We start from the raw sequence: 13,437 nt of genomic DNA, 5'->3' as shown, positions 1-13,437 counted from the left end.
TAAGGAGGGAGATCAAATGCATTGTTTAGAGCCAAAAGATTATCATAAGATACACAACATTTTAAAAGCATCATTTAAGACTCCTACATTTGCTTTTTCTGTCGTAAATCATGTGATTGAAGGATCTGTGTACGTAAATGATAGTATGAAGCCAACGGCAGGATTTCTTAGAATACGTGCAGGCGACTATTACGTATTTGGTCAAGGAAATGACTTAGTGTTTAATAATTCTCTCTATCGTTACTTCGTTGAGAATGTTTATGGTAAGGAAAAACGTTTTACTGTTTTTACTCCATCGGCCGACTGGGAGGCTTTTTTTGACGAGACTTTCCAACCTTACCTAAAGAAAATGATGCGTTCTAAGTATAGATTTGTTCCTTCAAAAGTTCCTTTTAGGTATACCCTTCCCGATCTTTATGAGTTAAAAGATTTTAACTCTGACGCTTTAAGAAAAAGTGAGAATTTTAATGAATCATATATAGTGGATTACTGGGGATCAGAAAGTCATTTTCTGAAAAACGGATTAGGAGTTTGTGTTATCCATAAAGAAAATATTGTCGCTGAATGTGTGTCGATCTTTCATAGTGGAACAGTAGCTGAAATTGATATTGTGACTAATCCTAGCTATAGAGGACAAGGATTGGGAAGAATAGTGGGTCAAGAGTTTATAAATAAGTGTTTAGAAAAGAATGTTATGCCTGCTTGGGATTGCGATAATAATAATAAAGCATCGAAAGTATTAGCTAGTAAACTTGGATTTTCTAATGAAGAGAGGTACGCTTTATATGTATTAAAATGAAAAGCCCTAAAAATAGGGCTTTTTTGTACCGATTATACTTTTAAAGCAACAAAGTCTAGATAGAATAAGCATGTGTAAGCACTGTTCTAAAAATATGTTACAATGTAATTATAAGGAATAAGAGGGGGATATAGGGGTGTTAACGGCAGCAGTTGTAACTGTTTCAATTTTATCTTTAGCTTGGATTGTAGGGAAAAAAGAGCAACCAGGAAAACAATGATTAGAAGAAAAGCATCTGAGGTGGTATATATGCAAAGGCAGCAAGGTATCACTGTACTTTTATTAATGCTAGGAATAGCAGCCATTTCTTTAGGGATGGCTTTGAAAAATGTATTCGAGTATTCTCCTATTGCAGGATGGTTTTTAGGAACCGTCATATTAATAGTTAACTCTATTTATACAGGTGTAAAGATAAAAAAGAAAAGTCATACATAATGAATTTCTAGAATGCTTGGATAATGCTTATCCAGGCACTTTTTATATGGAGAATTGAAATTTGTATTTACTAAAATTTTAAAGATATTTTAGCTCAAGTAGGTACTTACGCAAGAATTATTAAGATAGGAAGGACTAAATAGTAATGAAGTACAATGAATATGAAATGCTTGAGTTATTTGAAGATGAACCTTCAGTAATGATTGATTATCAGACAGGTATGTTTATGTACAGCAAGGATGACGATCATGGGTTTCATTTACTATTGACAATGTCAGTACATGAAAGTAAGTGCAGTGTAAGTTTAAGTTATAAACACTTTAAAGGGCTAATCTTTAACTTTGATTTAGAAAATATTAGCCAAATTAAAGGAGAAAATGATCGCTTAAAGATCTTGGGGAACGATGACAATACGGAAGTGGAAATTAGTTTCAAACCACATTTTTCGTTAAAGAAGGTAAGGCTATAACGTTAACTAAATCTTTAAATAGGATTAAACGAATCGATAAGGTTAATAAAATATTTGAAGGAAGAGGGTAAATGATGAAGAGGGTAGCAAAGGGGCTAGTGTTGATTATTAGCATAGTAATAATTGTTGTTGTAGGGGCCATTTTTATATTTAATCAGTCGTTAAAGCCAGACGAAGATAAAGAAGAAAAAGTAAAAGTAGAAGCTAAAAAGTATTTGAAGACACATTTTACAGATTCAACTGTTATCTATGATACCTTATACGACAATATGGGGAATTTTCCTTTTGAATATGCAGCAAAGGTAACTAATGAAAAAGATCAGACAAATTTTCTTGTTTACTACAACGATGAAGTAAATGAAATGGAAGATAGCTATGTTTCTTCTAAGTGGGAAAGCCAATTAGAGAAAAAAGTTCGCCCTTACGTTACACAGAAGTTTAACCCGTTAGATGAGCTGGTTGTATTTTACGATGCAAAAGTAGGAAAGACGTATAACATTAATCCTGATACTGCCACTAGTTATAAGGATTATAATGCTTCGCCTTCAATTACTATCTCCATTGCTCGAAAACCGAAAAAAGAAGATGCAGAGACTTTCAGTGAAATGGTATCTTTCTTAAAAAAAGAAGCTGAACTAAAGCATGGTACAGTTACTTTAAACTATGTAAAGAAAGGTGTACCACAATCAGATAAGGAGATACGCAAAGAATTTTAAAATTTATGTTTTTTTAGAAGAGCGTTTTTATAGTATATTAGGAAAATATAAAAGACCTTTAAAACTATTTGTTTTAAAGGCTTTTGCTGCTTTATGACGGTGGTTATGACAAATAGGCGATATAAGAAATACACTAATTTATCTTCAAATTTCTTCTTTTTCTATTGTTCTCGCATTAATAATTCTGTTTTTATGCGTTTCGCTCTAGTTTTTCATAAGTAAATGGTAAATTTTTAAAAAATTAAGTGATTATCTTTTTAAATAGTGATAACTTTTTCATTGTAGTAAATATTGATGAAAAAGGGGCAGAGTGAGATGAATATGAAGATTGATACTTTACCAAATTACCGAATTGCATATGTGAGACAAGTTGGGCCATATGGTCCCCATAATGTTAAAGTGATGGAGAAGTTAAAACGTTTGGCTAAAAAGAAGGGATTGTTTACTAAAGATTCAATAATTCTGAGCATCGCACGGGACAATCCTGAAGAAACAGCTCCTGAGAATTGTCGCTATGATGCTGGTATCGTCATTTCTAGTGAATATTACGTTGACGATGATTTTAGTGAAGATCAATTGGTAGGGGGACAGTATGCAATATACAAAGTTAAGCATACTGCAGAAGAAATTCAAAAAGCGTGGGCTACCATTTTTTCTGGCTTGTTAGAAGAGGGTTATGAAGTTGATCCGAGGCCAATCTTTGAACGATATTATGGTGACAATAATGAGATTGATTATTGTGATATTTGTGTACCTATAACATTAAAAAAATAACAGCTTTTTATTTGAAGATCCTGAACTTCCCTAGAGATGCTTCTATCCATGCTACGCGAAGATTTATTTGAAAGAATAAGTAAACTTAATTCTGTCATTATTTCTTGTTAGGGTTTAATCGTATTTGAAAAGGGGTATAGTATTCTTTAGTCAAGGCGCCAGAATAATTGCCGCAAATGTTATACCCTTTGCAATCGATATGGATACACTGTTCTAAAAGCAGCCGTACACGCTAAAACAAAGGGGAAAACATCTAGCTTTGACAGACAAGAATGCAAAGCGTAGAATTGTTCTAATGAATAGATAATTTACTAGTTTAAGATTCTTGAAATTTAGGTTGATTTTATATAAGGGAGCGTACATACTTGAAAAATCAGTTTGCTCAATTAATACAGAATAATGAAAGCGTTCATATTTACTATAATATTGACGACATGAGAAGTTACTTAGATAATCTTGTCTCTTATATTGTGTCGGGAATTGAACAGGAGAGGCATACGTTAGTTATAGAAAGTGAAAGATTAATTCCATTAATTTTTGAAAAGTTAGAGGGAATTCTAACTGAAGACCAATTAACATATATACATACTATTAATAATTTTGATTATTACTGTTCAAGCGGGAGTTTTCAGCCTGCTATAATCTTTGAACATCTCTCTCGACACTTAGATCCCTTCTATAAAAACAATAGATCTTTTCAAATATGGGCTCATGTAGAATGGGGACAGCAAGAAGGAATTGTATCTATTTTAGAAGAGTTTGAAAATGAAGCAGATAAATTAGTAAACAAAGGCGGATTATATTTAGTGTGCGCTTATGATGAAGAAAGAGTGCCGGAAGTTCTTAAACTTGCTTTAATGAAATGTCATCCATACGTAATTTTAGAAAACAAAATTACTCCATCCAATTTATATGTAATGACAGATGCAGTGTAATTGCTATTTTGGTTGGGATTTACTAATGAAAACACAGGTAAATAGAGAACAAATAAAGAGGCTTATAATTTAAGGCTCTTTATTTGTTGTTTTCTACAGTTATTATGCTAGATGAAATTGCACCTTGAATAGCTTGTTTAAGTTTGTAGGAACTTATGAATAGAAGGAAAAAGCCTGCATAACTGTGCACGAAATGTCGGATAGCCTTATTCAAATCCTGCTATTCTGATAATAAGGGAGGTCATACAAATGGATTTGCTTAGAAATATGAATAGAGCTTTACACTATATTGAGGAGAATTTAACCAATGATATCGATTTTAGAGAAGTAGCAAGGCTGGCTCTTTGCTCTGAGTATCACTTTAAAAGAATGTTTTCTTTTCTTGCAGGTATTACTTTATCAGAATATATTCGCCGAAGACGACTTACACTTGCAGCATTTGAACTTAAAGATAGTAACATCAAAGTCATTGATGTTGCGATCAAGTACAATTACAGCTCACCGGATTCGTTTACAAGGGCTTTTCAAAATCTACACGGTATAACTCCTTCGGAAGCTAAAAAAAATGGGAGTTCACTTAAAGCGTTTCCAAAAATGACCTTTCAGTTATCAATTAAAGGAGGAAATGAAATGAATTACCGGATTGAGGAAAAAGAGGCCTTTCATATCGTTGGTATTAAAGAAAGAGTTCCGATAATTTTTCATGGAGTTAACCCAAAGATTGCTGCTATGTGGGAAAGCTTGAACGATGAAACAATACGTAAATTAAAAGAACTTTCTAATGTTACACCATTAGGTTTGCTTAGTGCATCTGTGAACTTTTCTGAAGGGAGAATGGAGGAAAAAGGGCAGCTGGACCATTATATCGGTGTAGCCACAACTAAGGATTGTCCCGATCATTTAGTACAACTTGAAGTGCCAGCTGGAACATGGGCTGTATTCGAAGCAGTCGGACCATTTCCTGACACATTACAAGATGTATGGGGACGAATTTATTCAGAATGGTTTCCATCCTCAAATTATGAACAAGTAGAAGGACCGGAAATCTTATGGAATGAACATAAAAATGTAACGTCGCCAACCTTTAAAAGTGAAATATGGATACCCGTGTTAAAAAAGTAATGATGACTCCGTAATGGAGAGAAAAGGTAGATCGCAAATTTGATCTGCCTTTTCTCTTTTATAGCTTTCTGTAAAGTACGTTACGTTGACTAAACCTGTGTACGCTTTATTACATAAACAGCAGAAAAAACTCCCTATTTCCGTAGGGAGCTTTTCTGCTAGGAGAATTATTTCTCACATAGTCGATACGTTGCGGTATCTTGAGTAGTTTAAGCAAAAAGTGGAATGTTATTCGCTTTTTAACTTACAGCTTTTAATTTTAATCTTGCTTTAGAGTTCAAGCTCCATAAACTAAGTAATACGGTCATTAACCCAAGTACGACGCTAGACCAAAGCACCCCGTCTGTTAATGAATAAATAAAGGGAAAAAGAATAAACCATAATCCGGTAATGAGCGAAATCCAATTTTGCCATGAATGCCATCCGGGTTTAGTAACTCCCCAAAAAGACATAATCACTTGAAGGCTTCCAAATACAATACTTGCTGAAGTAGCCCCTGTATCGTATGAAAACCCAAGCATCCAAGGGGCAATAACAAACCAAATACCGATTACAGCGTTAATAATACCTCTTGTTTTCACCGCTGTCCCTCCTCAATGTATGACACTCTCTATGATGTCATTATTGAACTATATGTTTGTAAGTGCCGTGTGTTGAGTATTTATCAACGCCTGTTGAGATTTTTTCAATTTTTATTGTAGGAACAAGCACTTCTGTTGATGGGTTCTCATAAGATGTTTCAAAATCAAGTATAAGAAAGAGAGTGGAAAACAAATGTACTATTGTGTTAATTGCTGCAGATTGCAAAACGAAAACCTTATTAAGAGTAAGCTATTTGAAAATGGAGTCTATATAGATCCATTTGTAGGAGAGAAAATTCCTTTAGGTATGTGTGCGCATAGATGTAACCATGAGTCATGCGAGCCATGTAAAAAAGAAAAAATCATCAAAAAGATTGTGCCAAAGGAATTATCTAAATTAAAGAAAGCAATAGAGTATTTACCTGCTCATCGTCCAGAAAAAGTTCCGTTTTCACAATAAATAGCGGCATGCCGCGTTCAGTTCCCTTAATAAAACTCAGTCTTTATTCCGTAAGTTGATTCATCACTAGTTGTACAGCTATTGCATCGTCTAAATAGCCGATTGGAAAGACGTAGTCTGGGATAATATCGGTAGGCAAAATAAAATACAATAGCGCACTTCCCAATCTAGAGCGCTTGGCAGCTGAGGTTTCTTCGTTACAATATTCAAGATACATTTGCTTTAGTTGATCAATGAAAGTACCAACGCTGCCTACTTGCTCTATTTTGGATTGAAAGTTATCTAGAATCATGCTGTGTCCTTCGTCGGTCTGTGCATATTGCTCATATTTTGTTAGTTCTTGTTTTACACGTTCAATCGTAAAGTTTGTATCCACTATATTAAAAGATTTAAGTATTTCTTGAATTTTATCAATGGAGTAATGAATGCCTGTTTCTACTTCATTTTCTGTAGTATTTGAAGCAGCTCCAGCAGGGTCAATTAATGCTTCAAGAGGAGTGTTTAAATAGTGCGCAAATTGCTTTAAATGATGTAGATTTGCTTGCTGCTTTCCGTTTATAATCCGTGAAATAGTTGCCGTATCGATCCCCGTAAGTGAGCTGAGCTTCCGCATAGATAAAGCATTTTCCTTTAATAAAGACCGTAACAACAAACCAAGGCTTTGGTCATTTTGAATCTTAGACATCGCGAGTCACCTCTTCATATTTTTCAACGCGCAGTAATCATTTTATTGAAGGTTTATCAACAATATATGCAACAAGTAAGCAAATTTCCTCAATATTATCATCAAAAGGAGAATACAAAATGGAATGGTTATTCATTTTAGGTTTTGCCCTATCATCAAGTATAGATAACTTTGGTGTAGGAATATCTTATGGAGTACGAAAAATCAGGATAAGATGGCTTTCTAATTTACTAATAGCGGCTATTTGTTTCCTCTTTAGCATGGCGGGGATTATGTTTGGCAGGTGGATTTCAACAATCTTACCGGGAGTGTTCCATGTTATTGTAGCCGTCGTATTATTAACGCTAATTGGAATTAGAATTATTTTATTAGTAGGATCTCAAAGAAATAATGGAAGTGATGAATTAGATAGTAAGGGTCAAGGAAACGTACGCTATATTGGATGGATTGAAAGCAGCGTTCTAGGTGTTGCACTTTCCGCCAATGCACTTACAAACGGTCTAGGAGCGGGTTTACTTGGATTGTCACCTTTAGCCATATCCCTTACATCAGCATTTGGTAGTTTTATAACGGTATGGCTAGGAGTAATGGTGGGGCAAAAAGCAGCAAATGTGCAGATTGGGAAGTTTACATTAGGTCAATGCGGAACGTTGATAAGCGGGATTACGATTTTAATTGTAGCTTTTACTCAAATATTTTAAAAGAAGAGACGCCATTTAAAGCAAGTGGCGTCTCTTCCTTATGTTTTAAGTTAGTACATTATGTTGATCAAGTTCGTATATCGTATACATCTTGTTTTTATATTTAATATGAATTTTTAATTAAAATCTCTATTCCTTAAAATGAAGTTTTTTCGTATCCGCTCTGTTTCATCTTCTGTAACTTCTGGATAGTGCCTAGATAAGACATTAGCTAAACTTTCTTCTTTAGGTATATGTAAAAAACGTGAATATACCTCCGTACCACTTGGGAACTCATCTTCTTCAAATAAGAGGAAGGCATCTAAACTCTCAATCAATTGGAAATTCACAGTCTGATCATAAACGTTGGTATAGCTGTCTTCACATTCTTTTGCTTTCTTTTCTGCAATTTCATAGGCTTGATCAAATGATTGGGCTTTAATTAATAAAATACTTTCTTCAAATATCTGATGTTCTTCATAATTTTGGTCAATCTTTTCTATATTAGGTTTACCGACTATTAAGTACTTATAAAGAACCTTTACTCCATACCATTGGACGTCTAGCTCTTCGCTATTAGTTGTTTTCATATCAACTCTCCATTCTTACCTAAAGGAACCATGATTATTAATTTTATCATCGTATTCCTTATCGTCCTTCTTACTTATATAACTGAGTTTGTATATCGTGTTCATCCACTAAGCTATGATAAAATGGAAATATAATCAAGGTATTTCTATATATTAGGGGGATGTAAAGTGGAATATATTGATCAAATAACAAATGCTGCATTGAATGGAGAAAGTGAAGAGATAAGAGTTTTATTAAATAAAGAGCCATCTTTACTTAACGCTTTTAATTCAGATGGATGGACGCCTTTACATTTAGCTTGTTATTTTGGACAAGTGGATAGCGCGAAATTATTGCTGTCATTAGGGGCAGATATTCACGCTAAAGCTAAAAATTCGAATGAAAACATGCCTCTTCATGCAGCAGTAGCAAATAAGCAAATTCAAGCTGTAGACTTGTTGCTTACAAAAGGCGCAGATGTAAATGCAAAACAAAGCGGTGGATGGACTAGCCTTCATGAGGCTTCATTGCTAGGAGATGAAACTATGATTAAACTTCTCATCGAAAAAGGTGCAGATATCGAGATACAAAAAGATGATGGGAAAACACCTTTAGAGGTTGCAGTAGAAAAAAAACAAGACAGCGCAGTTCATTTACTTACTCAGTATTTAAATAATAAAGCTTAATATAGAGTAGGAGATTTTATGTTAATGAAATTAGCGGAAGTTTACATGAAGGAGAGGGAACGCCTATTATCATTTGGTTTCGTAACTTGCCACAAATAAGCATGGACTTTTCTGAATGGACACCTTTTATCCAGAATACGTGGTATCGAAAACACTATATGAAGTTTGTATATTTGCTTCAGATTATTATTCTATCAATACCTTATTTCTTTGGAGCAGGCTTTATCCGTATCAATCTATTTTATCTCATCATGACAGGCATCGCTGTCTTTGTTGCTCACGAATGTCTACACGTGTTAGTCATTCGTAAAAAAGGTGATATGAGCTTAACTTTTAGCGGAATATTTTTCTGGCTAAGCACAAATGCCGTTCTATCCAAAACGAGATATTGGCTTTTTATGAGCTTGCCTTTTGTTGTATTATCGGTAGTTCCTGCTATTATATCGTTCTATGTATCAGGAAATATCAAATCATTTCTATTATTTGTGTGTTGGATAAATACATTCATTTCTGGCTCAGATATCTATAACTCATTTTTAATTGCTATTAAACCGAAGAACTTGTTTTTTTGCAGAGGTTATTATCAAGTAAAGCAGTAGGACAGGGGTCTAGTCGTACTAATACCTAAAAAAGGAGCACTTATAGTAATTGGGTGCTCTTTTTGTGCTGGTAATCCGTTTTATACTAGTTAGTTTCGTATAACCTCCGTTTAAACAGTGCTCTAAAACTATGTTAAAATGTAATTATAAGGAAGAAGAGGTGGGTATAGTTATGGTGACTGCAGTAGTGGTAACGGTTTCTATATTAGCGTTAGCTTGGAGTGCTGGACAAAGAGAACAGAGGGAGTAACTATATGTATTATTTATTTGTATATAGAATCGAGATGATTGGATAAATGAGCAAAAGAAATGTTTTAGTCAAGTTGATGTTCTTTTTAGGATCATTTTCTATTATAATCTTTGGGTTTATTTTAAAACAGGGAGTAACAGGGTTGCTTTTATCTGCTGCCTGTATTATATCCGCAGGGTTTTTAATGAAACCTCAGGATATATAAATTAGCATAAAGGCAAAAAAAGCAAAGAGAACATTCTCTTTGCTTTTTTTCTTTATCATGATTCACCATTATAAAGTGCAAAAGTAGAACCGACTAGAAATATACGTATGTCATCGTTAGCCAGGTTCTCTTTGCCTGGAATCGTTATGGTATATTACATAAACTTTCAATTTTAGGTAATAATATTTACGAAAATACAGTTTGAGGAGACAATTCATGCGTAAGTATAAAAGAAAATTGATCATTTCTTTAAGCGTGCTAATCTTTCCATGGTTAACCGCGCCTTTTATAGGAACAAAATCATTTGTCCGTTTTTTGCCTGTAGCTACTTTCGCTAACTTATTCATCATTGTGTTTACCGTCATTGCCAATCAGAAAAAATGGTTTAGAAATAACAACCCTTTATTTCCTAAAGCACCTATAGATTTTACTTATATTTTAGGTCCTCACTTAATAGGAACGCTTTGGATATTTAAGCTAACGTACGGCTCTTTTCTAAAATACATACTTGCCAATACGGTGTTAGACTGGTTTAATATTTTTCCTTTTGGCGGTGCCTTGAAAAAAGTGGGCATCTTTAAAATGAAAAAGATGTCGCCAAGCATGTACTGGGGGATGACTACGGTTTTAGCCGTTGTTTTATATGGATATCAGTACATTGTGGAAAAAGTAATTAGGCAAACCAATGATTCTCAGTCAAGATTACAAGCGCTTAAAGCAACTATCCAAAAAGGATCTTCTAATGGCTGAAGGTCTTTTTTTATTTCTGTGGGGGGCTATGACGTATTTATTTAACTCTTTTTATTTTCCATAATAAGTTTGCAAGGAAGGCACTAAAAAAGCCAATCGAAATTAAACAAAAACCAATTTGATACAAAATAAAATTCCAGCTGTCTTCAAAAGAAAAAAGTGTAATTCTTTCTGAGTCCATAATACCAACGATTATAAATAATGAAAGGGTAATAAAATATATTAAAAAGAACTTTTTGTAGAAATAGCTTTTATAATTACTGCTCAATTTACTCACCCCCACTTAATTTTAAGGCAAGTTTATTTATATGTTTATTGTTTTAATTAAAAGCGGCCTAATTTAGGGGGGAATTATCATGAATTATAGCAAAGGCAGGTCTTTGTACTGCGTAGAAGGTACATGAGGGTAACTGAAAGTACACACCATATTTATAAATTATAATTTTTCACCTATATTTAATTCTGAATATTTGAATTTATTTATATTTAAAATTGATATAATAGATATTAACAAAATTAGAAAGGGAGGAAGAAGTATGTTTAATCAATATCCTATTGGAAAATTTACCGTGAAGGAAAATATTCAAAAAGAAGACATTCAAGGTTGGATTCATGACATTGGAGATGCACCAAAGCAATTAGCTTATGCTGTAGAAGGGCTGACAAACGAGCAGTTAGCTACGCCTTATCGAGAAGGCGGTTGGAAATTAAGTCAAGTTGTCCATCATTTGGCTGACTCACATATGAATGCTTATACTCGTTTTAAATTAGGCTTAACAGAGCAAGCACCTACTATTAAGGCCTATGATGAAGTAGCTTGGTCAACTCTGCCTGATAATGATTTACCGATAGAAGTTTCTCTTCAACTTTTTTCAGCTTTACATAAGCGTCTTCATAAAGTTTTAAACTCACTTGATGAAAAAGATTTGAAGAAAATGATCCACCATCCTGAAAATGGGGAAGTGACGATTGAGCAATTAATAGCCACTTACGCTTGGCATGGAAAGCATCATATTGCTCATATTACCACATTAAGAAATCAAAGAGGATGGTAGAATGGCATTTAACATATGTTAGAACTAAAAAAGCTCTTTTTAAGAGCTTTTTTGGTTCTAATAAATGACATTATGCTAATTAAAGAGTATACAGCTTAAAAACAGAAAAACTCCCTCAATGCGTTAAGGAAGTTATCTCTAATCCTGAATAGTAATTCATTCATCCTGCATCTCGCTATTATATTGTACGGTGATGACTTATTTTTATAAGCCATCAGATCTAACTTTTGAAACACCTAAGGCAAGGTTTTTCCACAAAGTTTGTTCAACCATTTCGGCATCCACCGTACGACAATCCACAATGAGTATGACTTCTGAATGTTTGCCACGCAGAAGTCGTTGATTTTTCCTGATTACTTTAAATATAAATAGTTTAATTCCCAATCCTAAGCTAAATCCGATAAAAGCACTAATAATTCCCCAATAAATAGGGCCCCAGCTTAGTTTAAAGCCAATGCTTGCACCAATGACGGAAAAGGCTGTGGCTAAAGCCATTCCTAAATCAATAAGAGAAACTCCATCTGCTCGATGAAGGCTATCAAAAATTCGACGATTTTCTGTTCGATTATTAAGAGGAACAATAAATATATCCCCTTTCTTTATCCCTTTTCTCTCTAGCTCCGAAACAGCTAACTCTATGTAACTGGAGTATTCAAATGTAGAAAAGACCTGCATGTTTTCACTCCACCTTTTTTCCTTTCACAATACAAAAGCTTGGATGTTGATACGTTTTCTCGAAGAAGTTTTTTTGCTCTCTTTCCACAAGTTTATTGTTCTCAACAGTATTCATGTAGGAATCAAAAGTAGCAAAACCATATAGGGAAGGGAAAAATAACAGCCATTCTTTATTTAAAGCGGAAGTAGCCTGTTTTATTTCTCCTAAAAATAGCAGAGAAATCCCTTCAAGTAGATGGGAATAATAAAAGAAAATGACTGCCCAAATGATAACAAAGAAAGCACCAATGATCCGATGAATATAAAGTTGTCCTAGACCTGGCATCAAAAAGGACCAGGCAACGGACAAGATGGGATTCCGTTTATCTAAATAGTTTATTTCCATGGCTCCTATACTAAAGGAGTTGAACCGATGATTTTCTCTTTCAGCTAACACGTATATTTTATTTAAATCAACGGTTGTTCGGTAACTATCCCATATAGCAAAAATATAAACGGGAATATAAATAAGAAGCCATCTTGTATTAAGCACCTCTTTGGCCATATCAATGTTTCCTTGAAAAGAATAAATCATTGCTAAATTTACATGAGATTTAAGGTTTATGACGACCTCCCATATAAATAACACAAATCCGCGAAGGTATTTAGACAGTAGCAAGTGTCCAAACCCAGGAAAAGCTGCTGACCACCAAGCAACAATATAGGGGTTTCTTAAATGAATTTGAGTCGTTCCAAATATACTAACATGAGCAATATAGCGTCTTGCAGTATTGTCATTTTTATAATTATTCATATACGATCTCCTATGGTTTGGAAGGAAATATACTTTTTATACCTATCATTCATATTTAATATGGTCTTGTTTACTTATTTTATGCAATCCATTGATATACACTTAATCTTTGTCAAAATAGAAAATTCGTTGATAAGAAAAAGCTCTTTATTTTTCGATAGAGAGCTTTTTTACATGCTGTTTCTAACAATTGGTATT

The 13,437-nt window shown here is 33.9% G+C and carries 18 protein-coding genes; 13 read left to right on the top strand and 5 right to left on the bottom strand.

The window, feature by feature from the left end:
* Positions 1-16 precede the first annotated feature (16 nt).
* The 7 genes from ACO1DI_RS03470 to ACO1DI_RS03440 all read left to right on the top strand — a co-directional run bounded on the left by ACO1DI_RS03470 (position 17) and on the right by ACO1DI_RS03440 (position 5,250).
* Positions 17-799, top strand: a complete 783-nt coding sequence (locus tag ACO1DI_RS03470) for a GNAT family N-acetyltransferase (protein ID WP_349803058.1) — start codon at positions 17-19, stop codon at positions 797-799.
* A 249-nt stretch (positions 800-1,048) separates the two neighbouring features.
* Complete coding sequence (locus tag ACO1DI_RS03465) at positions 1,049-1,234, top strand: hypothetical protein (RefSeq protein WP_116739206.1); 186 nt, start codon at positions 1,049-1,051, stop codon at positions 1,232-1,234.
* A gap of 145 nt (positions 1,235-1,379) precedes the next feature.
* Positions 1,380-1,703 carry a hypothetical protein gene (locus ACO1DI_RS03460; protein ID WP_243556129.1) on the top strand — a complete coding sequence of 108 codons (324 nt, stop codon included), beginning with the start codon at positions 1,380-1,382 and terminating at the stop codon, positions 1,701-1,703.
* A 71-nt stretch (positions 1,704-1,774) separates the two neighbouring features.
* The gene (locus ACO1DI_RS03455) at positions 1,775-2,419 is read left to right on the top strand and encodes a hypothetical protein (RefSeq protein ID WP_226555017.1); all 645 of its coding nucleotides are present in this window, start codon (positions 1,775-1,777) and stop codon (positions 2,417-2,419) included.
* Positions 2,420-2,734: 315 nt separating this feature from the next.
* A complete protein-coding gene (locus ACO1DI_RS03450) occupies positions 2,735-3,193 on the top strand; it encodes an AraC family transcriptional regulator (protein WP_423145096.1) in 459 nt (152 codons plus the stop codon).
* A 365-nt stretch (positions 3,194-3,558) separates the two neighbouring features.
* A complete protein-coding gene (locus ACO1DI_RS03445; RefSeq protein ID WP_423145095.1) occupies positions 3,559-4,128 on the top strand; it encodes an MEDS domain-containing protein in 570 nt (189 codons plus the stop codon).
* A 249-nt stretch (positions 4,129-4,377) separates the two neighbouring features.
* Positions 4,378-5,250 carry an AraC family transcriptional regulator gene (locus ACO1DI_RS03440; RefSeq protein WP_013058462.1) on the top strand — a complete coding sequence of 291 codons (873 nt, stop codon included), beginning with the start codon at positions 4,378-4,380 and terminating at the stop codon, positions 5,248-5,250.
* A gap of 239 nt (positions 5,251-5,489) precedes the next feature.
* On the opposite strand, the gene ACO1DI_RS03435 is transcribed toward ACO1DI_RS03440, so the two are convergent.
* Entirely contained in the window at positions 5,490-5,831 is a 342-nt protein-coding gene (locus ACO1DI_RS03435; protein ID WP_116739199.1) for an SPW repeat protein, read from the bottom strand.
* Positions 5,832-6,024: 193 nt separating this feature from the next.
* Between ACO1DI_RS03435 and ACO1DI_RS03430 the strand changes: the two genes are divergently transcribed.
* Entirely contained in the window at positions 6,025-6,291 is a 267-nt protein-coding gene (locus ACO1DI_RS03430) for a DUF3973 domain-containing protein (RefSeq protein ID WP_116739197.1), read from the top strand.
* A gap of 43 nt (positions 6,292-6,334) precedes the next feature.
* On the opposite strand, the gene ACO1DI_RS03425 is transcribed toward ACO1DI_RS03430, so the two are convergent.
* The gene (locus ACO1DI_RS03425; protein ID WP_014458787.1) at positions 6,335-6,976 is read right to left on the bottom strand and encodes a DUF1232 domain-containing protein; all 642 of its coding nucleotides are present in this window, start codon (positions 6,974-6,976) and stop codon (positions 6,335-6,337) included.
* 119 nt (positions 6,977-7,095) lie between these two features.
* On the opposite strand from ACO1DI_RS03425, the gene ACO1DI_RS03420 reads away from it, so the two are divergent.
* Positions 7,096-7,677, top strand: coding sequence for a manganese efflux pump (locus ACO1DI_RS03420; protein WP_423145094.1), 582 nt, complete (start codon positions 7,096-7,098; stop codon positions 7,675-7,677).
* Between the two features lie 116 nt (positions 7,678-7,793).
* Here the strand turns inward: ACO1DI_RS03420 and ACO1DI_RS03415 are convergent, their stop codons facing one another.
* Complete coding sequence (locus ACO1DI_RS03415; RefSeq protein ID WP_209367526.1) at positions 7,794-8,246, bottom strand: DUF4288 domain-containing protein; 453 nt, start codon at positions 8,244-8,246, stop codon at positions 7,794-7,796.
* 168 nt (positions 8,247-8,414) lie between these two features.
* Between ACO1DI_RS03415 and ACO1DI_RS03410 the strand changes: the two genes are divergently transcribed.
* The 4 genes from ACO1DI_RS03410 (at position 8,415) to ACO1DI_RS03395 (ending at position 11,771) form a co-directional block, all read left to right on the top strand.
* Positions 8,415-8,912 (top strand): ankyrin repeat domain-containing protein, encoded by a 498-nt coding sequence (locus ACO1DI_RS03410; protein WP_423145093.1) that lies wholly within the window; start codon positions 8,415-8,417, stop codon positions 8,910-8,912.
* Between the two features lie 101 nt (positions 8,913-9,013).
* On the top strand, positions 9,014-9,511 hold the full coding sequence (locus tag ACO1DI_RS03405; RefSeq protein WP_423145092.1) for a DUF3267 domain-containing protein: 498 nt from the start codon (positions 9,014-9,016) through the stop codon (positions 9,509-9,511).
* Positions 9,512-10,182: 671 nt separating this feature from the next.
* Entirely contained in the window at positions 10,183-10,716 is a 534-nt protein-coding gene (locus tag ACO1DI_RS03400; RefSeq protein WP_098626241.1) for a hypothetical protein, read from the top strand.
* A 536-nt stretch (positions 10,717-11,252) separates the two neighbouring features.
* Positions 11,253-11,771 (top strand): YfiT family bacillithiol transferase, encoded by a 519-nt coding sequence (locus ACO1DI_RS03395; protein WP_014458796.1) that lies wholly within the window; start codon positions 11,253-11,255, stop codon positions 11,769-11,771.
* A gap of 204 nt (positions 11,772-11,975) precedes the next feature.
* Here the strand turns inward: ACO1DI_RS03395 and ACO1DI_RS03390 are convergent, their stop codons facing one another.
* Both ACO1DI_RS03390 and ACO1DI_RS03385 read right to left on the bottom strand, forming a co-directional pair.
* Complete coding sequence (locus ACO1DI_RS03390; protein ID WP_421545682.1) at positions 11,976-12,446, bottom strand: hypothetical protein; 471 nt, start codon at positions 12,444-12,446, stop codon at positions 11,976-11,978.
* Positions 12,447-12,450: 4 nt separating this feature from the next.
* The gene (locus ACO1DI_RS03385; RefSeq protein ID WP_115654657.1) at positions 12,451-13,239 is read right to left on the bottom strand and encodes a hypothetical protein; all 789 of its coding nucleotides are present in this window, start codon (positions 13,237-13,239) and stop codon (positions 12,451-12,453) included.
* Between the last annotated feature and the right edge of the window lie 198 nt (positions 13,240-13,437).

Source organism: Priestia sp. 40 (genome assembly GCF_049368575.1).
Taxonomy (GTDB): Bacteria; Bacillota; Bacilli; order Bacillales; family Bacillaceae_H; genus Priestia; species Priestia zanthoxyli.
Note: the sequence above shows the minus strand (reverse complement) of the source record. Positions and strands in the feature narration are given on the sequence as shown.

Coding starts and splice junctions, on each gene's coding strand:
- ACO1DI_RS03470 (WP_349803058.1), top strand. CDS start 17: ATGCATTGTTTAGAGCCAAAAGATTATCATAAGATACACAACATTTTA.
- ACO1DI_RS03465 (WP_116739206.1), top strand. CDS start 1,049: ATGCAAAGGCAGCAAGGTATCACTGTACTTTTATTAATGCTAGGAATA.
- ACO1DI_RS03460 (WP_243556129.1), top strand. CDS start 1,380: ATGAAGTACAATGAATATGAAATGCTTGAGTTATTTGAAGATGAACCT.
- ACO1DI_RS03455 (WP_226555017.1), top strand. CDS start 1,775: ATGATGAAGAGGGTAGCAAAGGGGCTAGTGTTGATTATTAGCATAGTA.
- ACO1DI_RS03450 (WP_423145096.1), top strand. CDS start 2,735: ATGAATATGAAGATTGATACTTTACCAAATTACCGAATTGCATATGTG.
- ACO1DI_RS03440 (WP_013058462.1), top strand. CDS start 4,378: ATGGATTTGCTTAGAAATATGAATAGAGCTTTACACTATATTGAGGAG.
- ACO1DI_RS03430 (WP_116739197.1), top strand. CDS start 6,025: ATGTACTATTGTGTTAATTGCTGCAGATTGCAAAACGAAAACCTTATT.
- ACO1DI_RS03425 (WP_014458787.1), bottom strand. CDS start 6,976: ATGTCTAAGATTCAAAATGACCAAAGCCTTGGTTTGTTGTTACGGTCT.
- ACO1DI_RS03420 (WP_423145094.1), top strand. CDS start 7,096: ATGGAATGGTTATTCATTTTAGGTTTTGCCCTATCATCAAGTATAGAT.
- ACO1DI_RS03415 (WP_209367526.1), bottom strand. CDS start 8,246: ATGAAAACAACTAATAGCGAAGAGCTAGACGTCCAATGGTATGGAGTA.
- ACO1DI_RS03405 (WP_423145092.1), top strand. CDS start 9,014: ATGGACTTTTCTGAATGGACACCTTTTATCCAGAATACGTGGTATCGA.
- ACO1DI_RS03400 (WP_098626241.1), top strand. CDS start 10,183: ATGCGTAAGTATAAAAGAAAATTGATCATTTCTTTAAGCGTGCTAATC.
- ACO1DI_RS03395 (WP_014458796.1), top strand. CDS start 11,253: ATGTTTAATCAATATCCTATTGGAAAATTTACCGTGAAGGAAAATATT.
- ACO1DI_RS03390 (WP_421545682.1), bottom strand. CDS start 12,446: ATGCAGGTCTTTTCTACATTTGAATACTCCAGTTACATAGAGTTAGCT.
- ACO1DI_RS03385 (WP_115654657.1), bottom strand. CDS start 13,239: ATGAATAATTATAAAAATGACAATACTGCAAGACGCTATATTGCTCAT.